Here is a 24,931-nt window from a genome sequence, read left to right as displayed (position 1 = left end):
GCTTTCAATGTATCAACCACTGCAGCCGTAATTTAAAAAAACATAAGTACACGATCCAAACAACAGTAGTAACAAGAGGAAAATCAGTAAAATAGATAACCTAAATCCATTATAAATACCGCACAAAAAATCCTTTTTTTTGCGAAATGCAAACATTAAAGCTTCCAGACAAAGTAGTTCGGTCAGAACGACAGCCCATGGGGTTAAGCTTGTCTTGGGTGTAAATAGCGAAAACATCTTGTAAAACACATACAAAGATAGATAAAATGCTGCCACACCGGCCAGAAATGCAAATGTAACAGGTTTGGGAATTTCAAAATATTTGAAAATAATATTAGTTTTCTCTGGAATTGATAATTGATCAGGAATTTTGTCTTCCTGAGATTCCGGCAATTTTTCCACAATTATTTCATCGGTTCTTAAATGTCCGCACTTGAGGCAGAAATCAACCTGCTCTTCGTTCACTTCCCCGCATTTGCATTTCCAGATTTTCATTTACAATCCTTTTTTTTCAAGAAAACCTATGTGTTCATAAAATCGCTAACATCTCATCTATATTGAGTCATAAAGAATCCATATAGTGCATAAGTCCATAATTCAAGCTAACAGTAATTTCAATGAAAATGCAGCAAATATTTTTCAACGCCAAATAGGCTCCTCAAACTAAAGCCACAGTCCCAGTAAAAAAACCTCCAGTCTATCCCAGTTTAGGATTATGATAGCTGAGACAAAAATTACTAGAGAAAGCAAAGACCAGAAATTCCAAATTGTTTTAAAACCAGATTGAAAATCCTAGTTAATATCCGCAAAAATTGCAAGTATAATTATTAAGGCTAAAAACAGATTAATCAGTCCTGGATGCAAAGAAGTCCAGATTGTAATAATTGTAATCAACATACCGTAGTAATACTTGTTCGATTTTTTTTTAACAGGTTGATCAATCGTGTTTTGCTTATTATTAGTGTTGGTTTTTCCCTGATTCCCTGGCAGTGTACCTGCAACAAAATTTTCAGATCTGTGTTGCCCGCATTTACTGCAGGTTGCCTTAAAATCTGGATTTACAATACCGCATTTGCATTTCCAGGATTTCATTCTCAATCCCTTCAATTTCCTTTCACCAGTCCAACGAAAAAGCACGCGCCGTATAGCAAAACAATGATTAACACCACAATATTTACAATAATAAAGCAGCCCTTTAAAAGCCCGGAGGCCGACTCGGAACCAGATACAGCTTCTTCCTGCCCCGTTTTCTCATCACTATTGATTTCATCTGGCCTGGGTTCACCACAATTGCGGCAGGATATTACTAGTTCCTCGTTCAACGTCCCGCATCTGCATTTCCAGATTTTCATTCAGATACCTACCAATATTTTAATTGCAGCCTGCTCTTGATCCTGTAAACAATGCAAATGCACCGAAAAGCAGCGAAATCAGAAATATCAATGCAAAAATAAAATAGAACAAAACTGCAAAACACCCCATGTTTTTAGAATCAGCTTCGTTACAAGATTCATAGTGTTCAGGTGTTGCCGGCCGCTTTGAAAAAAAATCTGGACTTTGCTCATTGTCGCTTTCAGTGTGAGTCCTTCCTGAAATAAAATCAGTTTCTCTCAATATCGCAAGCATCAAACCGGTTACGACTAGAATGATTAGTAGAACATATAACGGGTACTCAAACTGGTTTCTGAAATAATACCATAAACAAGATGCTGCTAAAAAAATCGAAATTCCAACTAAAATAACAAGTGTTTTTGTTTTAGGTTTTGAAGGGATTTGCCCACCACACTGACTGCAAACTCCTAGCTGCTCTGGATTCGTTTCCCCACACTTGCATTTCCAGACTTTCATAATTTCACCATGTGTGATGATACTGAGTTTTTCACATCTCATTAACATCCGATTGGAATTCCCTTGTTAAGCCCGTCCTGAATCATATTAAGCATCCCTAGTGTACATGCTCCCATAAATAGAAAAGCGAAAAGTACTGCCCATAAAAATGCAGTAAGCACGCCTCTCCAAAACTGAATTCTTTTGCGAAAAACACATACAAAAATCCATAGGCCTGTCAAACCTTTCCAAAGTATCCCATCGCGGAACACAATCGAGCCAGCAGGTGTTTGTTTAATCCATATTTCAACGGCTATCAAAGCGATAATAAAAGCCGCTATTCCGATGAAATACTCGATAGTTAATGGTTTGCGTGGGAAAAAATCAACTCTTAATAAATTCGAATCCTCAGATTGAGAATTCACCTGTCCAGATGTTGTTTCATTATCGTTTTGCTCGACTAGAATCTGCCCGCATTTACTGCAGACTGAACTTTTTTCCTGATAAACTATGCCGCAGCGGCATTTCCACATTTTCATTCAGATACCTGCTCTTTGTCGAAATTTCTTTCCATTGAAAAAACTCTAACACCCCCCTGGATTTTTAATAAAGGAAATCGTGCATGCCCCAAAAAATAATAATGGCAGCAACAGCACACTTAACAAAAACCAGATCGAACTAGATCCCCATCTACGATATGCTAAATAAGGGATTATTATTAAAAAACCAGTCGAAAGTAAAAAGATTCCTGTTATAAACCCTTTAATATAATTATCCCTTAACAACGCTAACAGGCACACAATAATGACTAAAATTGAAGTATGTAAAATTTCCGGATGTTTAAATTGATCTCTGAAATAATAAAATACAAAACCAGCTAAAAAAACTGAAATTATTCCAGCGAAAAAGTCTATTGTCAGCTTTTTGGGTATTAGATAGCTGTCTTTAAGAATAGGTATTGACGATTCTTCTAAAATACTACTCTTCTGGAACTGGCTTTCTGGAAATACGTCTTTTTTCTGAACAGGATCCATTTCCTCAACAACTTCATTTTTGCGCGTTTTTCGGCACAACCCGCATTTCTTTTCCTGTTCGAGATTTATTTCTCCGCACTTGCATTTCCAGACTTTCATCTCTTCTTTCCCTTAAAGTTAACCGAAAGTTCATTGGTCAAGTGATAATTAACTAGATTTATGAGCCTCTTGTCTTAAGATTAGAGGCTCCTAAGGGGCACTAACAAAACTCTTGCAACCGAATTACTGAAAAGTTCATTCTCAGACCTGAAAATGAGTTTTGTAAGTGCCTCTTATGTTTACACTATAACATAAATCGATGCTTTCAGAGAACTACCTTGCCACCTTCGAAAATGCGAAAAGCTGCCTGATTGCCAGCATCAAAGGAAAACGGTATAATCTACTCATTATGAGTCCGACAATTTTCAGGAATAAGGGATACAGGTTCTATTTCCTGTCGAACGAGGAGAACAGGATCCATGTTCACGTTACCTGTGAGAACGGGGAAGCCAAATTCTGGCTGGAGCCGATCATTTCCCTTGCTGTCTACCATGAATTGAACCCGGGAAAATTGAAAGAGATCCAGAAAATCATTGAGGAGCACAAGAGTGAAATTATCAGTGCCTGGCAGGAGCATTTCGGTAAGCGTTGAAAACGTGACACCTTTCGGTATCTGGCTTTTTGCCGACCTGAAAGAGTATTTTCTCAGCTATGCAGAGTTTCCTTATTTCAAGGACCAGACACTGAAATCAATCCTGAATGTAACCCTGACGCACGGATATCATCTGTATTGGCCTGAACTGGATGTTGACCTGGAAATCGATAATCTCGAAAACCCCGGGAAATATCCCCTGCAATCATTTACAAAACAGCAGGTGGCAGTTTGCAGCGCTAAGTCATCCCGAAAAAAAGCGGTCTGATCATTGGTTCGGAAAATCAAGCATTGCCTGGAATTAATTTTAACTGCAGACGGAACGGCAGATTGACATACTGCAAATTAACTTTACAAAGTTAAATATGCAGGGTGAGATTTCGGTATGAAATCCTATTCAATCGCTTTATTCATACAGACTGTCAGGAAATCTTTCCGAGAGGGCGGATTCCCTGACGCGAGTGTATGGCTCATTCGCAATCAATCAGGGAATGATGTTATGATATTAAAAGGAATTTATTTCGGGATACCGAAAATTTTAACCCTACAAACAGGAGGTTACGATGAGAGGAGCGATCTTGACTGGCGGATACGGGACAAGGCTTCTGCCGCTCACTGAAAACGTTGCCAAGGCCATGCTGCCTGTAGCTGGAAAACCGATTCTGCAGTGTCTTTTAGAAAATTTTCCCCTGGATACTACTCCCATAATTTCCACGAACAAGAGATTCGAACCTGAGCTCAAGAAATTCGTACGCGACAAAAAGATCAAGATCAAGGCTGTAGTCGAGGATTCGCGCATGGAAGAGCAGAAACTCGGCTCAGTCGGCGCGATCCAGTATCTGGTGGAAAAAGAGAAAATTGATGAGCCCCTGCTGCTGATCGCTGGAGACAATCTGCTGGAACTCGATCTCTCGAAATTCGTCAAAGCCTACCGCGGCAACCTGATGATCGCAGTCTACGACATCGGGGACATCGAGAAAGTCCGCAACAGATACGGCAGCGTGATTCTCGGCCCTGACAATGCGATCGTGGATTTCGAGGAAAAACCGGCGCAGCCGAAGACCACTCTGGTTTCCACAGGAGTCTATATCTTCCCGCCTGATACGCTGAAAATGCTGCCTGAATTTCTGGCTTCAGAGAACAAGAAAAAGGATGCCATGGGTTATTTCTGCAAATACCTGCTGAAGACGAAAAACATCAAGGCTGACGCCTATATCTTTTCCGAACACTGGTTCGACATCGGCAGCCGCGGCGCTTATATCGAAGCCAATCAGCATTATGCCAAGGCAGACAGCTATTACGGGAAAGACGTTAAAATCGAGAACAGCAAAGTCAGCAGTTCAGTGCTGCTCGGCAATACCACAGTCACGGATTCCGAGTTGGAAGGCTGCGCAGTGGACGAAGACTGCCTGATCTCAGGCGTCAAGCTCAGGAACTGCGTGATCGGGAAAGGGACTAAAATAAAGTCAGCCCCTTAACCGCTTATTTCTTCTTCCTGTAGTCGGCGATAGTCTTCTCGTAGCATTTTTTGGTGTCCCTGGCGATCTTTTCCCAGGTGAACTTCTGCAATACTCTTTCCCGTCCGGCGAGCCCGAACCTGCAGGCTTTTTCCCTGTCATGCAGCAGGCTGCAGACCGCGTCGGCCAGCACTTTGGGATTGCTCGGGGGCACCAGGAATCCGGTTTCACCGTCTACCACCACTTCCTTGATGCCTCCGACTGCGCTCGCCACAACCGGCACATTACAGGACATGGCTTCCAGGTTGATGATTCCGAAAGGTTCATAAACCGACGGGCAGATGAACAGCAGTGCGCAGTTATAGACCTTGATCAGTTCTTCATTGGGAAGGCTCTGCCTGATCCAGATGATGTTTTCCCTGCCCTTCACCCACTCTTCCAGTTCCTGCTTGATCTCAGGAGTGTCCGGGGAGCCGGCCCGCATCACAAGTTTCACCCCTTTGGGAAGACTCTTGGAAGCTTCCACCAGAACATCGATTCCTTTCTGGCGGGTGATCCTGCCGACGAAAAGCACGTAATCACCTGTAATGCCGTATTTCTTTTCCAGTTCTCCCCTGATTTCATCCTTGGAAATCGGGTGCCATTCCTTGGGATCGATCCCGTTATGGATGACTTCGATATTTTTCGCTTTGACTTTGAACAGATTCAGGATGTCCCGCTTCATTTCATCGGAAACAGCGATGATCTTGTCCGCATTTTCCAGCGCCAGTTTTTCCGCCCAGCTGCTGAGATGATAGCCTGTGCCGATCTGCTCCTCTTTCCAGGGGCGCAGCGGTTCAAGAGAGTGGGTGGTGGCCACCAGCGGGATCTGATAAAGCATTTTAGCGAGGTAACCTGCGAAAGAAGCATACCAGGTGTGGGTATGGACAATGTCGGCATCCATGGTTTTACCGACAATCGCAAGGTCAGTGGCAAGTGTCTGGAGCGGAAGGTCCAGTTTTGGGGTCTGCTCGTTCTTCAGGGCATCCCATGTTGTAAAGCCCTTCACGCTGAGATTTTTCTCAGATATGTTCTGGTCTCCCCAGCTTCTGACATCGACTTCCATCAGTTTTTTCAATTCCCCGACCAGATAATTGACATGCACACCGGCACCGCCGTAAATGTGGGGAGGGTATTCCCTGGTGACTATTGAGACTTTCATCCTGTTCCTCCTGAAGTTTTTTCATGACTGGTTTCCGGATAATCCTATGAGCCTCTAACAAAATGTTTACCCAAGATACTGCCGAATAAAACATTTTGCAAGAGGCTCAAAGCAAAAACATAGCTGTCCATTCCACAGTTTTTCACTTTCCAGGCATGGAGACGAAAACCTCCATCATGTCCAGAAATCCCTGCTCCCGGCTCAGGCGGTTGATTTCTCCGCAATAATCCTGGTCATAGGCTGGGCCGCTGCAGATCCTGGGAGAAATCTGCTGACCGAAAAAATTCATGGCTTCTCTCTGCAGCAAGGCATCGTTCTGTTTCGTTACCCGCATCCGCAGCTCGAAGAACTTGAGAAAATGTTCTAATGCCAATTCTTTGGAATTCATATTTTCCTCACTTTGAAAATATAGACAGGCTCTACCCAGGGTTCGATCCGGAGATAGTTTTCTCTCCCTCTCCAGCTGTAACTTCTGCCGCTGATCAACTCATCCACCTGATATTCCTCGTCTGAAGACAAGCCCAGCTCCTCGACAGGAACTGTGACTCTGGCCTCCTGGGAATTGAACGGGTCCAGGTTCACGGCCACCAGGATCACATTTTCCTTGTCAATGGTAGCTTTTCCGTAGAAAAGAATGCTGTCGTTGGTGGAATTGTAAATCCGCAGATTATCGTACTGCTGCAGTGCCGGATTTTCCCTCCTGATCCGATTCAGGCTGCCGATGTAATCCTTGATATTGCCCGGCCGGTCCCAGTCCCATACTTTATATTGATATTTCTCCGAGTCCTTGTAGATCTCTGTGCCTGGATAAGCGCCTGCTTCGCAAAGCTCATAACCGTTGTACATCCCGTATACCGACGAGAGCGTGGCAGCCAGGGCGATCCGCAGCTTGAAAGCCGGGCGTCCTCCATTCTGCAGCACAGGCGGACAGATGTCCGGGGTGTTCACGAAAAGGTTCCCGAACAGGAATTCCTTGAGATAGGAGCCTGTCAGTTTCAGAAAATATTCGATCAGCTCATTTTTCTGGTTGCGCCAGGTGAAATATGTGTAAGACTGATCATATCCGACTTTAGCCAGGTATTCGAGCTTGTCATAGGCTGTGAAAGCCTCGGCCAGGAACATGGCTTCCGGGTATTCTGCTTTCACTTCCCTGATCAGCCATTCCCAGAAATCGGCAGGCTTGGTGTGGGGATTGTCAACCCGGAAAGTGGTGATGCCCTGTTTGCACCAGAAAGTGAAGATGCTTTTCATTTCCTGCCACATTGCATCTTTGTTCTCAGGAAAAAAATTCAGGGGATAGATATCCTCATATTTTTTCGGGGGATTCTCGGCGTAGGCGATCGTCCCGTCGGCACGCTTGAAAAACCATTCAGGATGCTCTTTCAGATAAGGATGGTCCGGCGAGCAGTTGAAAGCCAGGTCGATCGCCACATCCATTCCCCGTTTTTTGCAGGAGCGGATGAATTTCCGGAATTCCTCCAGAGTGCCGAGCTCAGGATTCACTGCCTTGTGCCCTCCAAAATGGTTGCCGATCGCCCAGGGGCAGCCAGGGTCGTTGGGACCTGCATAAAGTGAATTGTCCGGTCCCTTGCGTTTGGTGACTCCGATCGGATGGACTGGCGGCAGATAGATCACATCAAAGCCCATCCGCTCAATATCGTCAAGCCTCCCCTCCATATCCCGGAAAGTGGCGCTCTGGCCTGGAATTTTACCTTGGGAGCGGTGGAACATTTCGTACCAGGCGGCGAATCGTGCCCTGGCCGGACGCACAGCGACCTCCAGGATTTTCCCGTATTGGAGGCTCTTGGTTTTCCCATCTGAGGATTCGGCTTCGATTGTATACTCATACCTTCCGGGATCGGGAAAAAGTACTGAAGCTTCCCATTTCCCGCTGCTGTTCAGATGCATCGCTTTTTTGCTCCAGACTCTCTCTCCCTTTTTCCGGGATTTCAGAAAAAGAGCTGGCTTTCCGCTGATGAGAGTGGAGCAGGAAACAGTCAATGCGCGATCTTCCTCTCGTTTCACCAGAAATTTTCCGCCTTCGATCTCGGGATAGACGTTGAAAATCGCCCTATCCTTGCTTGGCATAAATCCTCCGATTTTGTATTTGCTTGACACTCATAAGAATAGCAAAAAAAAATAAAAAGCACCTCATTTTTTCCAGACCGATTTTGGGAATCCCGCTAAAAAAATCTCTTTTATCCTGAAGATGGCAGACTGCAGAATATGTATTGACAGTAACGGAAAAATCTGGTTAATTTATTCTCAATCGTCTATTTTGAGACTTCGCGGAAGATCAATCCGGTTTCAAAGTGCGGGATTTATGCAGCAGTGAAACAGTCCGAACTGACCAGATGGTTCCGGATAGGCAAGAAATAAGGGAGAACAGACGAACCATGAATTTCAACCTCACAACTGAAGAAACGAAAGGTATCCTGATCGTCCACCTTTCCGGAGAAGTCAATCCTGGCAATGAAGATCTTTTCCAGCTTGAACTGGAAAAAGTCTTTTCGCAAGCCAGTTTAAAAAAAACAAACATCATTCTCAGTTTTCGCGAGCTGGAATACATTAACAGCACGGGTCTGGGTGTGATCACCCATTTCTACCGCAGATGCAATGAAGCCTCTCTGAAAGTCATGATCTGCAGTCTGAATCGCATGTGCACACGTTTATTCGAAATCACCAAGATGAACCAGATCTTCGAGATTTCATCTTCACTGGATAAAGCTACTGCGGAACTTGAACAGTAATTTTTTCCACCCGATTGCCGATAAATTCTAAAATTCCTTGTTATTTTGATTTTTTAGCCCTGTTCTGAGTATAATTAATCCAGCTAATACCAGACAGGAAGAGATAAATTTATGGCTCAACCGACAAAAACAAGATTGATGCTCGGAGACGCCCTCAAGGCAGAGGGCTTGATTGATGACGAAAAGCTGAATCAGGCGCTCACGATCCAGAAGAAGACCGGCAAAAGACTTGGGCAGGTCCTGGTTGAGATGAGCGTGGTCAAGGAAGAAGACATTGTCCAGGCACTTGCCAAGCAGCTCAAGCTTCCCTACCTCAACCTCAGCACTTACCTGATCGACCCCACGATCGCCAGAACAGTTCCGGAACACGTGGCCAGAAGATATCAGCTGATTCCCATCAATAAAGTGGGTAATAAGCTCACAGTCGCAATGGCAGATCCTCTCAACATCCTGGCCATCGACGATATCCAGCTCATGACCGGACTGGTGGTCCGCCCTGTAGTAGCCACATCCAAGGATATCAATGCCGCCCTCACCAACGCCTTTGGCGCAGAATCGCAGATGGACGGCCTGATGGAAGATCTCCAGGATATCGGAAAAGAAGTGTCTGAAGACCCGAACCTGGAAGACCTGGGCGACGAATTCGGTGAAAACGACGCTCCGATCATCCGCCTTGTCAACCTTGTGATCTCGCAGGCTGTGGAAATGGGCGCCAGCGACATCCACGTCGAGCCTTATGAGAAGGACCTGCGGGTACGCTTTAGATACGACGGAGTTCTGCACAACAAGATGACTCCGCCGAAACGCGCCCAGTCAGCCATCCTTTCCCGTATCAAGATCATGGCCCAGCTGGACATCGCCGAAAAGCGCCTGCCGCAGGACGGCCGTATCAAGATCAAAGTCAACAACCGCCCGATCGATATCCGCGTGGCCACCTGCCCGATCCTGCACGGCGAAAAAATTGTGATGAGAATCCTCGACCAGAGCGCTTTGAAGCTTAACATGGAAGACCTCGGTTTCGAGCCCTCGACCCTTAAAAAATTCCTGCGCTCCATCGAAAACCCGAATGGCATCATTCTGGTCACCGGTCCTACGGGTTCGGGAAAATCCACTACCCTTTATTCTGCCCTGAACCGCCTGAATCGCCCGGAAGTCAATATCATGACCGCCGAAGACCCGGTGGAATATCAGCTCCATGGTATCAACCAGGTGCACTGCAAAGCGGACATCGGACTTTCCTTCGCCGCTGCTCTCAGGTCCTTCCTGCGCTGCGACCCGAACATCATCATGGTCGGCGAAATCAGAGACTACGAAACCGCTGAGATCGCCGTCAAGGCTTCCCTCACAGGCCATCTTGTGCTTTCCACGCTTCATACCAACGATGCGCCTTCCACCATCGGCAGGCTTCTGAATATGGGCATCGAGCCCTTCCTCGTCGCCACTTCACTGCTCCTGATCCAGGCTCAGCGTCTGGTGCGCATAATCTGCAAGGATTGCAAGGTCGAATACAAACCCAAGGCAGATCTTTTGAAAACCATGGGTATCACACCTGAAATGCTGGTCAAGCTCGAAGTGCCGCATCTGAATTACAACAACCTGGTGTTTTATAAGGGAAAAGGTTGCGAAAAGTGCAACAACGAAGGATATAAAGGCAGAGTCGGAATTTATGAAGTGCTGATCGTTACAGAGAAAATCAAAAAAATGATTCTGGACCGGGAATCAACGTCACTGCTGAAAAACGTGGCACGCGAGGAAGGAATGCTCTCTCTGAGAGAATCAGCATTGCGCAAGGTGCTGCTCGGTGTCACCACTGTCGACGAAGTCATCCGCACTACTGCCGGCGAAGCATCAATCGAAGAATAACGGGGGTACAAATGTTTGTTCTCAATGATCTTCTGAATCTGGTTATCGACAACGATGCATCCGACTTACACCTGACAGTGGGTTCACCACCGGTAATCAGGGTAGACGGTGATCTGATCACTACAGATCTCGATGTTCTCACTCCCATGGATACCAGAAGCCTGATTTACAGCATGCTGACTTCCGAACAGCAGAAAACCTTCGAGGAAAATCTGGAACTCGATATTTCCTATTCTGTGCACGGCTTTGGCCGCTTCCGAGTCAATGTCTATAAGCAGAGAGGCTGCATTGGAGCCGCCTTCCGCGTAATCCCGTCCAAAATCCCATCCATCTCCGAGCTCAATCTGCCTGGTAAGGTCGAGGATTTCGCCAGACTTCCAAAAGGTCTGATCCTGGTGACCGGCCCCACCGGTTCAGGTAAATCAACCACTCTCGCCTCTGTCATCGACATCATCAACAATGAAAAGCGCTGCCACATAGTAACCATCGAAGACCCGATCGAATATCTGCATTATCATAAAAAGTCCGTCATCAACCAGCGCGAGCTGGGAGTCGATACCTATTCATTTGGAGAAGCCCTGCGCCATGTCCTCCGTCAGGACCCGGATGTGATTCTGATCGGTGAAATGCGCGACCTGGAAACAGTGGAGTCGGCTCTGGTGCTCGCCGAAACAGGCCACCTTGTGCTGGCCACCCTGCACACCACCGATGCTCCGCAGACCATCAACCGTATCGTGGACATCTTCCCTTCCCATCAGCAGCAGCAGGTCCGGACCCAGGTCTCCTTCGTGCTTCAGGCAGTCGTTGCGCAGCAGCTCCTGCCGCTGGCGAGCGGCAAAGGACGTATCCCGGCGGTGGAAATCCTCGTTTCCACATCTGCTGTCCAGAACCTGATCCGCGAAGCCAAGGTGCACCAGCTTTACACAGTAATCCAGACCAGCCAGAATCTTGGCATGCGCACTTTCGAGCAGACACTGGTCGAACTTTACCAGAAAGGCGCCATCACTCTGGAAGCGGCGCTGTCGCGCACTATTTATCCGGACGAGTTGAAGAGAATGCTTAAGCAGAACTAAGAGCCTCTGACAAATGTCTACCCGAGATGCAGCGAAGAAATGTTTCGCAAGAGGCTCCTAACAAATCGATAAGTGAGGGTCAACAATGGGCAAATTCGCTTACAAGGCCCGCGCGAAAGATGGTAAAATCATCAGCGGAGAAATGGAGGGCGACTCCAAAGACGTAATCATCGCGCGACTACGTGAAAAAGGCTTCTTCGTTACCCAGGTCAAGGAAAAAACCAAGGAAATAGTACTTTTTGCCAAAAAAGTCAAAACTTATGAAGTCGCGGTTTTTTCCAGGCAATTCGCCACCATGATCGGTGCCGGCGTTCCGCTGGTCCGCTGCCTCGGAATTCTTCAGGAGCAGAGCGAAAACCCGCGTTTCAGGCAGGTCCTGAACAGAATCAGACAGGACGTGGAAGGCGGCGCCACTTTTTCCAAAGCCCTGGAAAAATTTCCTGAAGTATTCAACGATCTTTTCGTCGACCTGGTACGCGCCGGAGAAGCGGGCGGTATCCTTGACGAAATTCTGACCCGTCTCGCCAATTACCTTGAAGCTTCAGAACAGCTGAAGTCCAAGGTCAAGGGTGCTCTCACATATCCGATCGTGGTCGCCACCATCGCAGTACTGGTCGTTTTCTTCCTGCTGACCTTCGTGCTCCCAAACTTCAAGAATATCTTCCAGGGAATGGGCGACGCCAACCTGCCTCTTCCCACCAGAGTGCTTCTGCAGCTTTCAGATTTTCTGAGCGCTTACTTTGTCTTCATCATCCTGGGCATCGCAGCAGGAATTTATGGTTTGAAGAAGTTTTTCACCACCAAACAGGGTCGCAGGCTCTGGGATGTGAATGTGCTCAGAATGCCTGTGATCGGGCTGCTGCTCAAAAAAGTGGCCATCGCGAAATTCACCCGCACACTGGGTACTCTTGTTGCTTCAGGCGTTCCGATCCTGCAGGCACTTGAAGTCGTGGCTGCCACTTCCGGAAACGTGGTGATCGCCGACGCCATCCACAAGACCAGGGTCAGTATCCGCGAAGGAGAAAGCATCGCCGAACCCCTCAAGGCCAGCCAGGTCTTCCCGCCGATGGTCGTGCAGATGATCGCGGTCGGGGAAGAAACCGGTGAACTCGACAACATGCTGATCAAGATCGCTGACTTCTATGAACAGGAAGTGGATACTGCAGTCAAGGGACTGACCTCGATCATTGAACCTATCATCATAGTGTTCATGGGCATCGTGGTCGGCGGCATAGTCATGGCAATCTTCCTCCCGATGATCGAAATCATCAACAAGGCATCCTGATTCCGGTCAGAAAAGATTGTGGCAGAATAATAAATAGTTATAAAATTGACTTTACCGGTATTGGATGTTATAATTAAATTAGAGGATAAACAATGTTCATAAGGACCTTGACGGTCCTTATATTTTGATCGAAGGGAGGTGAACACCATGAAGAAAGAAATGAAGACCCGCGGCTTCACACTGATCGAACTTATGATCGTTATCGCAATCATTGGTATTTTGGCCGCCATCGCTATCCCTAACTTCACCAAGGCTCGTGTCAAGGCGAAATGCAAAGCCTGCGTCGCCAACATGAGAACAATGGAGTCGGCCCTGGAAATGTATATGATGGAGAATGCTTCTACGACAAAGCCCGCAATCACTACACTTACCGGCTATGTCCAGGGCAACAAAATACCAAAATGCCCGACAACTCAGATGGAAGGCAGCTACACCATCAGCGGTTCAGATGTGACAGGTTATTACATCGCCTGCTCCATCCACCACACTGTCGACGACCCTACTGACGAAGGATCCGGCGGTGCCAATCCCAATCCACCGGGGACCTAGAGTTTGAAAAAAGTTTCGTTAAAGGCTGGAGATCTCTCCAGCCTTTTTTTATAGTAGGGAATTATCAGTTTTCTCTGCAGCCAGTAAATTGCGGCTGCAAGCAGCAATCCTGCCAACACATCAACCAGGTAGTGATATCTCAGCATCACGGTCGACACCCACAAGCTGAAAACCAGGGGAAACATCAGAAAAAAAAGCCATCTGTACTTTGGCCAGCAGGAAAAAAGGAAAAGTGCACTGATGGCTGTATGCAGGGATGGAAAGCAGTCCCTGGGTAATTTGACCAGATGGTGCATGTTTTCCATCCAGCGGTTAAAATCAGATCCGAACGAATAGACTGGCATGGTGTACCATTCCGGGAAAGCATAAAGCGGGCCAATGGCAGGCACCAGCAGATATCCGAGGCAGCCGAAGAATTCCAGGATCACCAGGCTCAGCATCGCGGACTTGAAACTCAGGTAATCCCGCTTGAAATAGAAAAAACCTCCGATCAGAGCCGGGATGAAGATGAAGGAGAAATAAGCGAAGGAAAGCCAGTCTGCCAGGCCGGGAAAATCCAGAAATTTTTCCGTGTAGATCGAAATCTGTCCGCCGAAGAGGAAGGCGTCAAGATCAGCTAGAACCCTGTCCTTTGCTGCCAGATTTATGAACTGATTCACTCCGTCGTAAAAACTGTAATAGAGCCCCAGGATCAGCATGAAGGGAAACCAGTCCCTGAAAATCCTCACAAAACCCCAGGCTGATGCTGACTGGCTCCAAAAGTAGAGCAGGGTTTCCTTCAGGATCACCAGTGCCAGCGGGAGCAGGAAATAATAAAAGATATTGAATTTTTCGCCTGAAACTCTTTGGTGGTGCAGATAGGTGTAAAGATACAGAGCTCCGACAATCGCGACAAAAAGGACTGCAATATAATCTTCTATTTCCAGGAAGCTGCCGAACCGTAGTTTTTTTTGCTCCATCTGCATAATTCCCATTCAGCCTCTTATTGATCTCCGTTTTCCGGAAAATTGCTTTTTAGATAACTTCTGGCTTTTTTGTAATACTTATCAGTTTTATCCGGAAGTTCAAGAATCTTAGAAAGTTCCGAGAGAGCTTCTTTAGTTCCGGTTTGAAGTTCAATCTGGAACATTTCCCAGTAGCAGCGGGATTTTCTTTGATCCAGGGCAGCGGACTTCCGATAATATTCAAGCGATTTTTCCATTTTTCCGAGTTTACAGAAATACCATCCCAGATAGAAATTGACTTCCGGGTTTTCCTGACCCTCCGGCATACTCTCCAGAAGTTTTCCAGCCCTCTGCAGTTCCCCGCATTGCAGCAGACATTCGATCAGCAGATAGCGGTCGCTGTCGGTCATTTTCCCGAGTGCCTGGAGCTCATCATACAATTTCACGGCCTGCTGAAAAAGGGCGAAATAGTATGAAAAATATGCGGCCTTCTCCAGAAACCTGGGATTGTCCGGAAAAAGGGTGTATGCATCACAATATTCTTTGAATGCCAGATCTATCTGCTCTTCAGACTGGCTCTTGAGGCCATAATAAAAATAAACGAAACCTGTAATTCGCTTTGACTGTCTGATTACAATCAGAAGGCAGAACACTGTAAAGACAGCCAGCACCAGATAAAGGATTTTTTTCCCGCTGTTCCTTACTTGAACCATCAGATTCCTGTAAATGATCAGATATCCGGCCAGCGAAAAAAGCAGGAGAAAGACTTCCTTCATTCCGTCCTTGTAGAAGGACAGCACCAGGTCCCAGATCTTCACACCCATTCAATCACCCGGAAATCAAATCATGCTTCCTGTAATACGGCTCCAGAACCTTTACCGAAAAAAAATGAATTGCTACTGCCAGTAAGAGTCCGGCAACAACATCCACCAGATAATGATATCTCAGGAAAATACAGGCAAACCAGAGGCTGAGGATTACCGGCGTGACACACCAGAACAGCCACCTGCAATGCCTGAAAGAGGAAAAATAAAAAAGCGCAGTCAGTCCGACATGCAGAGAGGGAAAACAGTCACGCGGAAGACGCGTGAAATTGATGAAATCAAGTGCCCAGTATGTCATCTTGCCGCCGGTGATTGAAATGCTGTACCAGTCCCGGAAAGCAAATCTGGGTCCCACGGCAGGCATGATCGTATAACCGAGGCAGCCGATGCACTCCATGAGTACAACCCCGATCATCACTGTGCGGAACGCCAGATAGTCGCGCCTGAAATAAAAGACTCCGGCTATCAGCGGCATCAGGAAAACAAAAGCCAGGTAACAGAAAGAGAGCCAGTCCACCAGATAGGGGATGCCCATGTATCGCTCAAGCCAGACCGAAATGTGTCCTCCGAACAGGAATTTGTCCCAATCAGCCAGGAGCTGATCCTTGTCTGTGGAAACGATGAAATGATTCAACCCGTCATAGAAGCTGTAATACATGGAAAGGATCAGGAGAAACGGAAACCAGTCCCGCAGGACCTTCAGAAAAAACTTTGAAGAAGGATTGTCTGAAAGAAAATAGGAAAAGGCTTCCTTGAAAAGGACAAGTATGAAAGGAAAAAGAAAATAATAAAATGTCACAGCCATTCCGTGAGTAACCTGCCAGCGCTTGAGATAGACGATCAGATACATCAATCCCACAACCAGCACAAAGCCGATGGCAATGTAATCTTCCAGATGCAGGTTAAGGCTGTATTTTTTTTCCTTTTTCATATACGTCAAGTAGTTTCTGCGCATCCTGCGCGTATTTGTCGTTCGGATCAGGATCCTTCACCATTTCCCGGAGCAGGGCAAGCATCGCAGGTTCATCCTGCATTTCGCCATAAATCCGCAGCATGTACCAGCGCACGAAATTTTTGTCTTCCCCGGCCTGAGCTAGAGTTTTCTGCATCAGGGCCAGGGCTTCCGGATACTCCTTGCGCTGCTGCCTGTAAACCCCCAGGTAGAAATACGCAAACGTCGGATGCAAGGCGTGTTTGGAAGCAAATTCCAGCATTTTTTTTGCTTTTTCCGGATTTCCTGTAGACAGCAGCAGATGACCATAGTAAATCATCATATCAGAACTGATGCCGACTTTCTCAAGTTCTTCAAATATCTTGACTGCTTCTTCAGGAGGCCGGGAGGAATATGCCGCGAAAGCCAGCCTGTCCAATATTCCCCGGTTGTCAGGAGAAAGCTGATGGGCAGTCAGAAATTCCTGATAAGCAATATCATGCTTCTTCTCATAGAGGCAGATGAAGCCATAATAAAAATAAACATAGGCCACAATCGGCTTCAGACAGAAAACCAGGAACTGAAAAAAGAACAGGCAGGAGATGAAGATCACTGTCACTCCGGCACCAGTCTTCCCCCTGGAAAAAAAGTACTGCTTCACTTTCTTCACGAAGATGAAAAAAAACATCATCCCCAGAACCAGCAGCAGAAGAATTCCTGTGTTGTTGTTGAGAAAGGAGAGAATCATTTGCCACCAGATGTCGATCATAAACTTGAATCCCTTCTCCTCAGATATCCTTCAAGATAACTGATTTCGAACAGAAATATCAAAACAGCAAGCAGAAAGCCGGCCAGCACATCCACCAGGTAATGAAAGCGGAGAAACATGCAGGAAAACCACAGGCTGCAAATAATTGGAGTAGAAAGGAAAAAGAAGACTCTCGCATAACGCCAGAGGAAAAAGTAGAAAAGTGCGGTGATTCCTGTATGAAGAGACGGGAAGCAGTCACGGGGCAGACGAGCTAAATTGTGAAGGTACGCTACCGAATCGGTAAGTACAGATCCATACAGTGGCTGAGTGTACCATTCCTTGTAGGCATACAAAGGGCCGACTGCAGGGAGAGCAAGATACCCGAAACAGCCTATGAATTCTATGATTACGAGACCCAGCATCGACATTCTGAATGCCAGTCGCATCCCTTTCAAGTAAAAATAACCCGCAGTCAGAGGCGGAATGAAAATGAAGCTGAAATAGCAGAAGGAAAGCCAGTCCGTCAGATAGGGAACATTCACCAGATCCTGAAGCTTCGCGGAAGGCTGGCACCCGAACAGATGCAGATCCCAGCTGGCCAGCAGGGCATCCTGGTCCGTCCGCACAATGAAATGATTCAATCCATCATACATGCTGTAATACATGGAAAGAATCAGGAGAAACGGAAACCAGTCTCTGAAGATGATATAAAAACGGCTGATCTTCATGTCTTCGGAAAACAGGTAACAGAATACCTCTTTCAGCACAACCAGTAAAAAAGGGAACAGGAAATAATAAAAAATGGGACCGTCTCTCCGGACTACCGGATCATCCTGAAAATAAGCTGCAGCATAGAGTGCCCCAACGACTGCGGCATAACAAAGTGCTATGCAGTCTTCAATTTCCAGCCTTAATTTCAATCGTACCCCCGTTATTTCTGTAAAATGCTAATGCTTCCCGGAAAGTCCAGCGGTCAAAGTCAGGTTTATCCAGGATTTCCCTGCAAAGTGAAAGAGCGTATTTCAAGTCACCTGTCTTTTCATAATACTGCACAAGTTCCCATTTGACGAGATTCTGATACTTGTCGGCTGTCTGGAGTGCGCTCTGGAACGACATCAGAGCTTTGGGCAAGTCGTTCTTGCGGCTGTAACTTCTCCCCAGGTATACAAAAGCCATGGTCGGGTTGTAGACGCTTCTCAGGGTACTGTTGAGGATCTGGATTGCCTGGTCGATCTTTCCGCACTCCAGGAGGGCTGCGCCGTAATAAACATTCGCTTCCGGATTATGAGTATCCGATGCTGCAAGAATTTCGCAGGCCTCAACGTGTTTCCCGGAAATGAAGGCTACGATTCCCAGCTTTTCCTGGAAAGCCTTGTTTCCAGGAAAATAACTGCCGGCTTCGCGGAATTCCTGATAGGCATTCACTATCTGCCCATCGTTCAGGCACTCCAACCCATAATAAAAAAAGAAATATGAGATCAGAGGATACAGGCACTGGATGAAAAGCCAGAGAAAAACCAGGGAAACAACCGTGAATTCCAGCATGCCTTTTCTCCGCACAGCAGGAGTCCCGGAAGCCAGCATTGGTTTTGCGACTTTCTTCACGAATATAAAAAAAACACCCAGCAGCAGAATGATCCCGGCCAGGTACCAGAGCCCCCTGGTCATGAAGTCCAGGAAAAATTCCCAGAGTATTGAGCCCATTTTATTTCACTTCCCGATGCAGAATCTGGAAAAAATATTGTCCAGTATTTCCTCGCTCGTGATTTCGCCAAGCACGCTTCTCAAATTGAACACCGCTTTTCTTAATTCCCCGCAGACAAGGTCCAGGTGATGCCCTGTGCTGATCAGTTCTGCAGATCTGTCTACTGCCTCTGCACCCAGGACCAGTTCCTGTCTTTGTCGCTGGTTGACCATAAAACTGCCTTCATGACAGAGCTGGAATCTGGATCGGATCGCTTCTGCAAGGGCAGATTCGAAACCGGCGAGCCCGGTACCTGTGAGCAATGACAACTGAAAGCAGAGATCATTTCCGGACAAAGGCTGTGCCAGATCGATTTTATTGGCGATCCGGATCAATGGCTTTCCTAAGGCTTCTTCCGGGAGCTGAAATTCCCCGAATTTGCCTGCTTCTTCTACCAGCAGCACCAGTTCTGCTCCCGCCAATGCGGAAAGAGCCCGCTGCATTCCAATTTTTTCAATGACCTCGGACGATTCTCTCAAGCCGGCGGTATCGACCAATTTGAGGGGGATGCCGTCCAGATCAGTATCAGCTTCCAGAAAATCCCTGGTGGTTCCCGGAATTTCTGTTACGATCGCCCTCTCTTCCCGGCAGAGAAAATTGAAAAGCGTTGATTTTCCCGCATTCGTCGGTCCGATGATCACTGTCCGCAATCCCTCCCAGTAGACCCTGGAAAAACGCGAACCTGACAACAATTCCTCGAACATCCCGGTAATCTCAGCGATGCGCTCGGAAATGGCTCCCTCGCTCACATTTTCCACATCATCAGGAAAATCAAGCATGGCTTCGAGTTCCGACTCCAATCCTATCAGGCTGTCCCTTAACCTCCTGATTTTCGCGCTCAAAGTTCCTTCCAGTTGAGCAAGTGCGATTTTATAGGCATATTCATTCCCTGCGCTGATCAGGTCGTTTACCGCTTCAGCCCGTACCAGGTCAAGCTTGCCGTTGATGAAGGCGCGGCGGGTGAATTCCCCCGGTCCGGCCAGCCTCGCACCGTGCCTGGTAAGCAGCCCGAGAATCCGTTTCTGGATCATCAGGCTGCCGTGACTCGTAATTTCCAGCATATCCTCCCCTGTATAAGTATGAGGAGCGCGCATCACGTGCAGCAGGACTTCATCGACTGATTCCTCTCCGTCCTTGATAAATCCGTAATAAATACGGAAATGGGAAAAAGTCTTCCCGGGTTTTCCGTTTTTTTTGTAAAAAATCTGCTCAGCGATCTGGATTGATTGACTGCCTGAAAGACGGATCAGGCTGATCGGTGACGGTACGGGCGGCGTGGCAAGTGCGACAATCGTATCACTAGTGGACTGTAACACTCAACTACTCTTCGCGATTGCTGTAACGCCGCTGATGCCTCTTGTTCTTCAAGGAAATCACAACCTTGCGGTAAGGTTCCTCGCCCTTGCTGAACGTGGTAACCTGAGGGTGATTTTTCAAAGCCATGTGGATGATCCGCCGCTCCCTGGAGGTCATCGGCTCGAGTTCAATATTCTTTCCCCGTTCGTTGACTTTCTGGGCCAGTTTTTTAGACAGGTCCTGCAGGCTCCGCTCCCTGGAACTCCTGTAATCTGCAATGTCCAGGTTGTAGAAGGTTTTGTCTTCCTGCCCCCGGTTAAGGAATATGTTCAAAAGGTACTGAATGGCATTCAGAGTCTGTCCGCGTTTTCCGATGATGATGCCGGCTTCCAGTGTATCGATCTGAATCGTGACGCTGGTCTCAGATTTCATCCTGGAAAACTTGGCATCCTTTATTTCCATCCGCTCAAGCATTTCCCGCAGAAAATCGCAGGCCTTCTCATAGCTTTCGTCAGAACCGAAAAGCTCCTGGGCCACTGATTCAGGGCTGACTGAAGCTTTTTTTCCGATCTCGATCACTGCTTCGCGGGAACCGATCCCGAACAGGCCCTTGCTGCCTTCCTCGATCACTCTTATCTCGGCCTGCTCTCTTGTGATGCCGAGTTCCGCCAGACCTCTGGTAACTGCTTCTTCCAGATTTTTCCCGGTCAGTCTGATCATTTTTTTACTCCTTTTGTCGGATTTTTCCTGTTTCGGGAAGCCACCTGCAATGCAATTACTTTCTGCTCGATCGTCCCCAGTAGAGTGGACACAAACCAGTAAAGCACAACACCAGCTGCCAGCGCCTTGGCGAAGATGAACATCAGGAAGGGCATGAAAAACATCATTGTCTGCTGCGTAGGATCCGGGCTGCTGGGCATCATTTTCTGCTGGTAAAACGTAGTCAGTGCCACCAGAAGCGGCAGGGCCAGCGTAGGGTCAGGCAAGGCCAGATCCGGAATCCAGAGGAAAGCTTCGCCCTTCAGGTCAATGGAAAGCCTGAGTGCCGTGAACAGAGCAAAAAGAATCGGAAGCTGTATCAATACAGGCAGGCAGCCCCCAAGAGGATTTATATTGTGTTCCTTGTAAACTTTCATGATTTCCACGTTCAGTTTCTGGGGATCGCTCTTGAAACGCTCCCGGATATTGTTGACGATCGGCTGGACCTTCTTCATTTCCTCCATGGAGATCGTCTGCTTGTAAGTAAGGGGATGCAGCAGGATCTTGATCAGCACTGTCAGTAAAATGATGGCGAGCCCCCAGTTCCCGCAGAAATTGTGGAAGAATTTCATCACTGAGAGCAGGGACTGGGCGATGGAGCTGAAAAAGCCGAAATTAATCAGTTCCTCGGCCTTTACCTCCTTGAGCATTTCAGGGTCGTTTGGCCCCAGAAAGGCCGTGAAAATCAAGTTCCTTTGAAGGGAAAAGGCAAGCGAAAGCTTCACCCCTTCCGTCATTACAGCGCTTTCCGCAGTAGCCGGAACAGCAGTTATCGATCTTATTTCACCGGCTTCAGGAAGAACTGTGAAATTGTAATATGAAGCTAGAAATGCCAGGAATTTCGTCTGCGCCGGGATCACTGATTTCAGGGCTTTCTGGAAATTCACCTGGACATTTTTATCTGCCATCCAGGAAACCATGGCATTACTGGGATCGTCAATGTAAGGTCCGAAGGAAATCTCACAGCTGTCCATTCCATCCGCAGGTGTCAGCTCTTCACGGAAAAAATATTTCCCCCTGTAGAAAGTAAAAAAACGCTTGTTTTTTTCTGATTTCAATGCGACACGCAGTTCCCGATTTTTGATTTCCACTGTGTCGAAACTGAATTCGACCAGTTTCCCGCCTGACCTGAGAAGACCGAAACCGATGCCGTCGGTTTTCTTGGCAGGGATCAGTTCGGCTTTGAATTTTTTGTCTGTCAGTTTGTATTTTGTAAGGCCGCCTGTTTTCGTATCCAGTTCAATTTCGATGTTTTCGTTCTTGATCTCGAGATAATCGACACGGCCATCCAGGTTGATGTCTTTCACAAGGTAATCAAAGGTCTGTTCTGCGCTCAGCATCCCAGGCAGCAACAAAAAGAGAAAAGTGAAAAAGGTCACAATCAGACTGTTCATCTTATAGGATCGTAGCCTCCTGGATTGAATGGGTGGCAACGGAGAATCCGCCGGGTACCAAGATAAATTCCTCTGAAAAAACCGTATTTCTGGATAGCCTGCCTGGCATATTCCGAGCAGGAAGGGTAATAACGGCAGGTATCCGGAAAAAAGGCAGAAACAGCCTGATAGAAAGAAATCAGTGCGAAAGCAATCTTATTTAAAAATCTGCCGATGGACTTCAAAATCACTTTTTAGCTGCCGGTATGAGGCGGTTATGCTCTCTTTATCCCTGGGAATTACGATCAGAAATCCTCTCGCAGCAAAAACACGGGCAAGTTCGCGGATTTTTCTGCGAAAACAGTTCCGAAGAACCGCGCAGCCGAGTTTTTTTTTACTGGAATCCCGAGCTTGAGCCCGGATTCGTTCGGCAAATAGTAAAACTTGAGATGGCTGGATTTTCTGACGATGCCCTCTTTGAACGTCTGTTCGAAATCTCTATGTCTGCTGAGTGAAAACCACATCAGACGCTGAGCTTTTTTCTGCCCTTGGCTCTTCTGCGCTTGATCACATTGCGTCCGCCGGGAGTGGACATCCTGACCAGAAACCCATGATCCTTATGCTTTTTGCGGACATTGGGCTGATAAGTTCTCTTCATCTTGCACCTCTTTCCTATTGCAGTCTGCGAAAGTTTAATCCAAATCTATCAAAACCTGGCTGAATCCCGCCGGTAGAGGTCAATAATATACCGGCCGCCTATGCCTGTCAAATATTGGCTAATTCACCAGTAACCTCATAGGGTCAAACGGGACATGTTGTTCTTTAGAAGCTGTTAATCCGAGCGTAGCGAAGATTTACAGCTTCTTAATCCCCGATGCGCAGCGAAGGGGACCGCCATATTTTAGAGCAGCTGAAAGGGTTTCAAAAGCAATGCAAAAGATGGGGACATGTCGTGCCCGAATTTCTCGCCCAAATTACGACTTGTCCCCGTCTGCAAGGAAAATCTATCGGCCCTTCTTTTTGACAAAAATCACATAAAACGATAAGCTTTCATTGGCTGTTGCTTGATTTTAAGCAGAATTTCCTGGAAATCAGGCATTCGACAATAGAGAAGAAATCCGACATCGAATTTGTTACAAAGCTCAGTTGAAGAATGACAATGAGCATTGCCAGATTGAAGTCAGGGCTTACGATCTGCCGGGACATGAGGTGAAGAAGAATGCAGGGAAGTAAAGCTCAAGATAAATTCTATCAGCCATTGTCAATTTTATATGGTTTGCTGATCTTTTTCTTAATCAGATTTGTTATCTGGCATGTTCTTCCAATCAAAATGCCTGTTTTGATTTTTAATCAATGGGAAGAATTCTTTTTAAGGATTCTGCCTTTTCTCGCAGTCGTTTTTTTTATGAAGCAGGATCCCATCAGCGAGATCAAGCAAAATCTGACTTATCTTACCGTTCCAGATCTTATTAAAGTGTGGTCTGCTTTTGTTTCACTTCCTATTCTTGAAAGTTTTTATCAAAGATCTTCATTTACAGTCTTGTTAATAATAGGCGTTTTTACTGCAACATGTTTTTACAGTACAATCAGCTTCATTTTTAACAATTCAATTACTTCATCGAAAACACTTTCCCTTCTGTTGCTCATTTTTTTCAGTCAGATTATACCAACCCTCGTGTGTTTGGTTTTATTCTTGTTATTTACCGTTTCGCAATCGTCATCCATGCCTGTTAGTTCAATGTTCGCATATATATTTTATCTTTTCCCACCTGCCATTAACGGGGTAATCGGCTTCATCACCTGGTGTTATTTCTTTCCTAAATCAGGGATCCCGTGAAAGCCGAGACCGTATCTCAACATTAACATTCGAGGGACAAAATCGGCGGAGTTGAGCGAGAAAGACTGAAATTACATGAAAATCGGAAGTATCTCTTACGTGCGAGGTGAATAATGGCGAAAATCAATGTCCTAGACAAAGAAATTACCGTCTATTCCGATTTTAAACCCGTCGAATTCGATGGGTTTAGGAAACCGGCGGCGGGAAATCGGGTATAATAATGACTGGACGAGCGGAGGGATGAATCCGTGATACAGGTTTAAAGATAGACTAAACTTTGAATATTCAGGAGGCTGCAATGGGAAAAACACTTACACTTAACGAGATGAAAATTTTTGCTGACTTTGAAAAACTTTCCAGAAAAGCCAGAAAAGAAGCTACAGATTTCATCGCTTATCTCAAAGCCAAAGAGGAAATCGAAGCCACAAAGGAGATCATCGAGGATGACGATTTTGTGGAAAGCATTGCCAGGGGAGAAGCGGATTTCAACAAAGGCGCGTTCAAGAAATGGTCTGAGGTCAGGGAAGATGTATGAAATTCTCCTGTCCAGGGAAGCAGTGAAATATTATCAGAAACAGGCTGATGATCTTAAATCCAGATTGAATAAAGCCATTGATTCCTTAAGCAGCGAACCGATCAAGAACCCGCAAGTGAAAAAACTACACGGTCAGTTTGAAGGTAACTATCGCCTGAGAGTTGGTGAAATCAGGATTGTTTATGAAATCGATCATAAGAGTAAAATTGTCAGGATCAAAGCAATCAAGAGCAGGGAAAATGCTTATAAACGATGATATGAGGGCAT

Annotated in this window: 30 protein-coding genes; 10 read left to right on the top strand and 20 right to left on the bottom strand. The window is 46.5% G+C overall.

Annotated features, from left to right (window positions below; translation table 11 throughout):
• Positions 1–12 precede the first annotated feature (12 nt).
• The 6 genes from PHW04_00735 to PHW04_00710 form a co-directional block, all read right to left on the bottom strand.
• Positions 13–495 carry a hypothetical protein gene (locus PHW04_00735; GenBank protein ID MDD2714398.1) on the bottom strand — a complete coding sequence of 161 codons (483 nt, stop codon included), beginning with the start codon at positions 493–495 and terminating at the stop codon, positions 13–15.
• 297 nt (positions 496–792) lie between these two features.
• Positions 793–1,092: a hypothetical protein gene (locus PHW04_00730; GenBank protein ID MDD2714397.1), complete on the bottom strand. Its 300-nt coding sequence runs from the start codon at positions 1,090–1,092 to the stop codon at positions 793–795.
• A gap of 11 nt (positions 1,093–1,103) precedes the next feature.
• A complete protein-coding gene (locus tag PHW04_00725; protein MDD2714396.1) occupies positions 1,104–1,352 on the bottom strand; it encodes a hypothetical protein in 249 nt (82 codons plus the stop codon).
• A gap of 19 nt (positions 1,353–1,371) precedes the next feature.
• Positions 1,372–1,848: a hypothetical protein gene (locus PHW04_00720; protein ID MDD2714395.1), complete on the bottom strand. Its 477-nt coding sequence runs from the start codon at positions 1,846–1,848 to the stop codon at positions 1,372–1,374.
• A gap of 41 nt (positions 1,849–1,889) precedes the next feature.
• Positions 1,890–2,366: a hypothetical protein gene (locus tag PHW04_00715; protein ID MDD2714394.1), complete on the bottom strand. Its 477-nt coding sequence runs from the start codon at positions 2,364–2,366 to the stop codon at positions 1,890–1,892.
• Between the two features lie 45 nt (positions 2,367–2,411).
• Positions 2,412–2,960, bottom strand: a complete 549-nt coding sequence (locus tag PHW04_00710) for a hypothetical protein (protein MDD2714393.1) — start codon at positions 2,958–2,960, stop codon at positions 2,412–2,414.
• 289 nt (positions 2,961–3,249) lie between these two features.
• On the opposite strand from PHW04_00710, the gene PHW04_00705 reads away from it, so the two are divergent.
• From PHW04_00705 to PHW04_00695, 3 genes are all read left to right on the top strand, one after another.
• A complete protein-coding gene (locus PHW04_00705) occupies positions 3,250–3,492 on the top strand; it encodes a DUF4160 domain-containing protein (GenBank protein ID MDD2714392.1) in 243 nt (80 codons plus the stop codon).
• Positions 3,449–3,760 carry a DUF2442 domain-containing protein gene (locus tag PHW04_00700; GenBank protein MDD2714391.1) on the top strand — a complete coding sequence of 104 codons (312 nt, stop codon included), beginning with the start codon at positions 3,449–3,451 and terminating at the stop codon, positions 3,758–3,760. The genes PHW04_00705 and PHW04_00700 overlap by 44 nt, the downstream gene beginning before the upstream one ends.
• Before the next feature lie 295 nt (positions 3,761–4,055).
• Entirely contained in the window at positions 4,056–4,970 is a 915-nt protein-coding gene (locus tag PHW04_00695) for a sugar phosphate nucleotidyltransferase (GenBank protein ID MDD2714390.1), read from the top strand.
• A gap of 4 nt (positions 4,971–4,974) precedes the next feature.
• Here the strand turns inward: PHW04_00695 and glgA are convergent, their stop codons facing one another.
• From glgA to PHW04_00680, 3 genes are all read right to left on the bottom strand, one after another.
• A complete protein-coding gene (gene glgA, locus PHW04_00690; GenBank protein ID MDD2714389.1) occupies positions 4,975–6,150 on the bottom strand; it encodes a glycogen synthase in 1,176 nt (391 codons plus the stop codon).
• A 142-nt stretch (positions 6,151–6,292) separates the two neighbouring features.
• The gene (locus PHW04_00685; protein MDD2714388.1) at positions 6,293–6,538 is read right to left on the bottom strand and encodes a hypothetical protein; all 246 of its coding nucleotides are present in this window, start codon (positions 6,536–6,538) and stop codon (positions 6,293–6,295) included.
• Positions 6,535–8,238 (bottom strand): DUF3416 domain-containing protein, encoded by a 1,704-nt coding sequence (locus tag PHW04_00680; GenBank protein MDD2714387.1) that lies wholly within the window; start codon positions 8,236–8,238, stop codon positions 6,535–6,537. The genes PHW04_00685 and PHW04_00680 overlap by 4 nt, the downstream gene beginning before the upstream one ends.
• A 308-nt stretch (positions 8,239–8,546) precedes the next feature.
• Between PHW04_00680 and PHW04_00675 the strand changes: the two genes are divergently transcribed.
• The 5 genes from PHW04_00675 (at position 8,547) to PHW04_00655 (ending at position 13,670) form a co-directional block, all read left to right on the top strand.
• A complete protein-coding gene (locus tag PHW04_00675) occupies positions 8,547–8,900 on the top strand; it encodes an anti-sigma factor antagonist (protein MDD2714386.1) in 354 nt (117 codons plus the stop codon).
• A 111-nt stretch (positions 8,901–9,011) separates the two neighbouring features.
• Positions 9,012–10,763 carry a type IV-A pilus assembly ATPase PilB gene (pilB, locus tag PHW04_00670; protein MDD2714385.1) on the top strand — a complete coding sequence of 584 codons (1,752 nt, stop codon included), beginning with the start codon at positions 9,012–9,014 and terminating at the stop codon, positions 10,761–10,763.
• Between the two features lie 11 nt (positions 10,764–10,774).
• Positions 10,775–11,836, top strand: a complete 1,062-nt coding sequence (locus PHW04_00665) for a type IV pilus twitching motility protein PilT (GenBank protein MDD2714384.1) — start codon at positions 10,775–10,777, stop codon at positions 11,834–11,836.
• An 85-nt stretch (positions 11,837–11,921) separates the two neighbouring features.
• Positions 11,922–13,121: a type II secretion system inner membrane protein GspF gene (gspF, locus tag PHW04_00660; protein MDD2714383.1), complete on the top strand. Its 1,200-nt coding sequence runs from the start codon at positions 11,922–11,924 to the stop codon at positions 13,119–13,121.
• 159 nt (positions 13,122–13,280) lie between these two features.
• Positions 13,281–13,670 (top strand): prepilin-type N-terminal cleavage/methylation domain-containing protein, encoded by a 390-nt coding sequence (locus PHW04_00655; protein ID MDD2714382.1) that lies wholly within the window; start codon positions 13,281–13,283, stop codon positions 13,668–13,670.
• On the opposite strand, the gene PHW04_00650 is transcribed toward PHW04_00655, so the two are convergent.
• The 11 genes from PHW04_00650 to rpmH form a co-directional block, all read right to left on the bottom strand.
• The gene (locus PHW04_00650; GenBank protein ID MDD2714381.1) at positions 13,667–14,644 is read right to left on the bottom strand and encodes a phosphatase PAP2 family protein; all 978 of its coding nucleotides are present in this window, start codon (positions 14,642–14,644) and stop codon (positions 13,667–13,669) included. The genes PHW04_00655 and PHW04_00650 overlap by 4 nt on opposite strands.
• 8 nt (positions 14,645–14,652) lie before the next feature.
• Entirely contained in the window at positions 14,653–15,438 is a 786-nt protein-coding gene (locus PHW04_00645; protein ID MDD2714380.1) for a tetratricopeptide repeat protein, read from the bottom strand.
• 4 nt (positions 15,439–15,442) lie between these two features.
• Positions 15,443–16,369, bottom strand: coding sequence for a phosphatase PAP2 family protein (locus PHW04_00640; protein MDD2714379.1), 927 nt, complete (start codon positions 16,367–16,369; stop codon positions 15,443–15,445).
• Entirely contained in the window at positions 16,341–17,138 is a 798-nt protein-coding gene (locus tag PHW04_00635) for a hypothetical protein (GenBank protein ID MDD2714378.1), read from the bottom strand. The genes PHW04_00640 and PHW04_00635 overlap by 29 nt, the downstream gene beginning before the upstream one ends.
• The gene (locus PHW04_00630; protein MDD2714377.1) at positions 17,135–18,040 is read right to left on the bottom strand and encodes a phosphatase PAP2 family protein; all 906 of its coding nucleotides are present in this window, start codon (positions 18,038–18,040) and stop codon (positions 17,135–17,137) included. The genes PHW04_00635 and PHW04_00630 overlap by 4 nt, the downstream gene beginning before the upstream one ends.
• The gene (locus PHW04_00625; protein MDD2714376.1) at positions 18,018–18,824 is read right to left on the bottom strand and encodes a tetratricopeptide repeat protein; all 807 of its coding nucleotides are present in this window, start codon (positions 18,822–18,824) and stop codon (positions 18,018–18,020) included. Before PHW04_00625 ends, PHW04_00630 begins: the two co-directional genes overlap by 23 nt.
• Positions 18,825–18,830: 6 nt before the next feature.
• A complete protein-coding gene (gene mnmE / locus PHW04_00620; protein ID MDD2714375.1) occupies positions 18,831–20,180 on the bottom strand; it encodes a tRNA uridine-5-carboxymethylaminomethyl(34) synthesis GTPase MnmE in 1,350 nt (449 codons plus the stop codon).
• A 4-nt stretch (positions 20,181–20,184) separates the two neighbouring features.
• Positions 20,185–20,880, bottom strand: coding sequence for a protein jag (locus tag PHW04_00615; protein MDD2714374.1), 696 nt, complete (start codon positions 20,878–20,880; stop codon positions 20,185–20,187).
• Positions 20,877–22,313, bottom strand: a complete 1,437-nt coding sequence (gene yidC, locus PHW04_00610) for a membrane protein insertase YidC (GenBank protein MDD2714373.1) — start codon at positions 22,311–22,313, stop codon at positions 20,877–20,879. The genes PHW04_00615 and yidC overlap by 4 nt, the downstream gene beginning before the upstream one ends.
• On the bottom strand, positions 22,310–22,537 hold the full coding sequence (gene yidD, locus PHW04_00605) for a membrane protein insertion efficiency factor YidD (protein ID MDD2714372.1): 228 nt from the start codon (positions 22,535–22,537) through the stop codon (positions 22,310–22,312). The genes yidC and yidD overlap by 4 nt, the downstream gene beginning before the upstream one ends.
• A gap of 278 nt (positions 22,538–22,815) precedes the next feature.
• Positions 22,816–22,950: a 50S ribosomal protein L34 gene (rpmH, locus tag PHW04_00600; GenBank protein MDD2714371.1), complete on the bottom strand. Its 135-nt coding sequence runs from the start codon at positions 22,948–22,950 to the stop codon at positions 22,816–22,818.
• Positions 22,951–24,427: 1,477 nt separating this feature from the next.
• On the opposite strand from rpmH, the gene PHW04_00595 reads away from it, so the two are divergent.
• The gene (locus PHW04_00595) at positions 24,428–24,664 is read left to right on the top strand and encodes a hypothetical protein (GenBank protein MDD2714370.1); all 237 of its coding nucleotides are present in this window, start codon (positions 24,428–24,430) and stop codon (positions 24,662–24,664) included.
• Entirely contained in the window at positions 24,657–24,920 is a 264-nt protein-coding gene (locus PHW04_00590) for a type II toxin-antitoxin system RelE/ParE family toxin (protein MDD2714369.1), read from the top strand. The genes PHW04_00595 and PHW04_00590 overlap by 8 nt, the downstream gene beginning before the upstream one ends.
• Positions 24,921–24,931: the final 11 nt, after the last annotated feature.

The sequence above is a fragment of the Candidatus Wallbacteria bacterium genome, from assembly GCA_028687545.1.
Classification (GTDB): domain Bacteria; phylum Muiribacteriota; class JAQTZZ01; order JAQTZZ01; family JAQTZZ01; genus JAQTZZ01.
Note: the sequence above shows the minus strand (reverse complement) of the source record. Positions and strands in the feature narration are given on the sequence as shown.

What these genes read in the sequence shown, in the direction of transcription:
- PHW04_00695 (MDD2714390.1), top strand. Translation starts at nt 4,056, where the DNA reads ATGAGAGGAGCGATCTTGACTGGCGGATACGGGACAAGGCTTCTGCCG.
- PHW04_00645 (MDD2714380.1), bottom strand. Translation starts at nt 15,438, where the DNA reads ATGGGTGTGAAGATCTGGGACCTGGTGCTGTCCTTCTACAAGGACGGA.
- PHW04_00675 (MDD2714386.1), top strand. Translation starts at nt 8,547, where the DNA reads ATGAATTTCAACCTCACAACTGAAGAAACGAAAGGTATCCTGATCGTC.
- PHW04_00710 (MDD2714393.1), bottom strand. Translation starts at nt 2,960, where the DNA reads ATGAAAGTCTGGAAATGCAAGTGCGGAGAAATAAATCTCGAACAGGAA.
- rpmH (MDD2714371.1), bottom strand. Translation starts at nt 22,950, where the DNA reads ATGAAGAGAACTTATCAGCCCAATGTCCGCAAAAAGCATAAGGATCAT.
- PHW04_00625 (MDD2714376.1), bottom strand. Translation starts at nt 18,824, where the DNA reads ATGGGCTCAATACTCTGGGAATTTTTCCTGGACTTCATGACCAGGGGG.
- PHW04_00635 (MDD2714378.1), bottom strand. Translation starts at nt 17,138, where the DNA reads ATGATCGACATCTGGTGGCAAATGATTCTCTCCTTTCTCAACAACAAC.
- yidC (MDD2714373.1), bottom strand. Translation starts at nt 22,313, where the DNA reads ATGAACAGTCTGATTGTGACCTTTTTCACTTTTCTCTTTTTGTTGCTG.
- PHW04_00725 (MDD2714396.1), bottom strand. Translation starts at nt 1,352, where the DNA reads ATGAAAATCTGGAAATGCAGATGCGGGACGTTGAACGAGGAACTAGTA.
- PHW04_00595 (MDD2714370.1), top strand. Translation starts at nt 24,428, where the DNA reads ATGGGAAAAACACTTACACTTAACGAGATGAAAATTTTTGCTGACTTT.
- PHW04_00655 (MDD2714382.1), top strand. Translation starts at nt 13,281, where the DNA reads ATGAAGACCCGCGGCTTCACACTGATCGAACTTATGATCGTTATCGCA.
- PHW04_00685 (MDD2714388.1), bottom strand. Translation starts at nt 6,538, where the DNA reads ATGAATTCCAAAGAATTGGCATTAGAACATTTTCTCAAGTTCTTCGAG.
- PHW04_00665 (MDD2714384.1), top strand. Translation starts at nt 10,775, where the DNA reads ATGTTTGTTCTCAATGATCTTCTGAATCTGGTTATCGACAACGATGCA.
- PHW04_00720 (MDD2714395.1), bottom strand. Translation starts at nt 1,848, where the DNA reads ATGAAAGTCTGGAAATGCAAGTGTGGGGAAACGAATCCAGAGCAGCTA.
- PHW04_00640 (MDD2714379.1), bottom strand. Translation starts at nt 16,369, where the DNA reads ATGAAAAAGGAAAAAAAATACAGCCTTAACCTGCATCTGGAAGATTAC.
- PHW04_00590 (MDD2714369.1), top strand. Translation starts at nt 24,657, where the DNA reads ATGTATGAAATTCTCCTGTCCAGGGAAGCAGTGAAATATTATCAGAAA.
- PHW04_00615 (MDD2714374.1), bottom strand. Translation starts at nt 20,880, where the DNA reads ATGATCAGACTGACCGGGAAAAATCTGGAAGAAGCAGTTACCAGAGGT.
- gspF (MDD2714383.1), top strand. Translation starts at nt 11,922, where the DNA reads ATGGGCAAATTCGCTTACAAGGCCCGCGCGAAAGATGGTAAAATCATC.
- PHW04_00680 (MDD2714387.1), bottom strand. Translation starts at nt 8,238, where the DNA reads ATGCCAAGCAAGGATAGGGCGATTTTCAACGTCTATCCCGAGATCGAA.
- pilB (MDD2714385.1), top strand. Translation starts at nt 9,012, where the DNA reads ATGGCTCAACCGACAAAAACAAGATTGATGCTCGGAGACGCCCTCAAG.
- PHW04_00650 (MDD2714381.1), bottom strand. Translation starts at nt 14,644, where the DNA reads ATGGGAATTATGCAGATGGAGCAAAAAAAACTACGGTTCGGCAGCTTC.
- PHW04_00735 (MDD2714398.1), bottom strand. Translation starts at nt 495, where the DNA reads ATGAAAATCTGGAAATGCAAATGCGGGGAAGTGAACGAAGAGCAGGTT.
- PHW04_00705 (MDD2714392.1), top strand. Translation starts at nt 3,250, where the DNA reads ATGAGTCCGACAATTTTCAGGAATAAGGGATACAGGTTCTATTTCCTG.
- PHW04_00715 (MDD2714394.1), bottom strand. Translation starts at nt 2,366, where the DNA reads ATGAAAATGTGGAAATGCCGCTGCGGCATAGTTTATCAGGAAAAAAGT.
- glgA (MDD2714389.1), bottom strand. Translation starts at nt 6,150, where the DNA reads ATGAAAGTCTCAATAGTCACCAGGGAATACCCTCCCCACATTTACGGC.
- PHW04_00730 (MDD2714397.1), bottom strand. Translation starts at nt 1,092, where the DNA reads ATGAAATCCTGGAAATGCAAATGCGGTATTGTAAATCCAGATTTTAAG.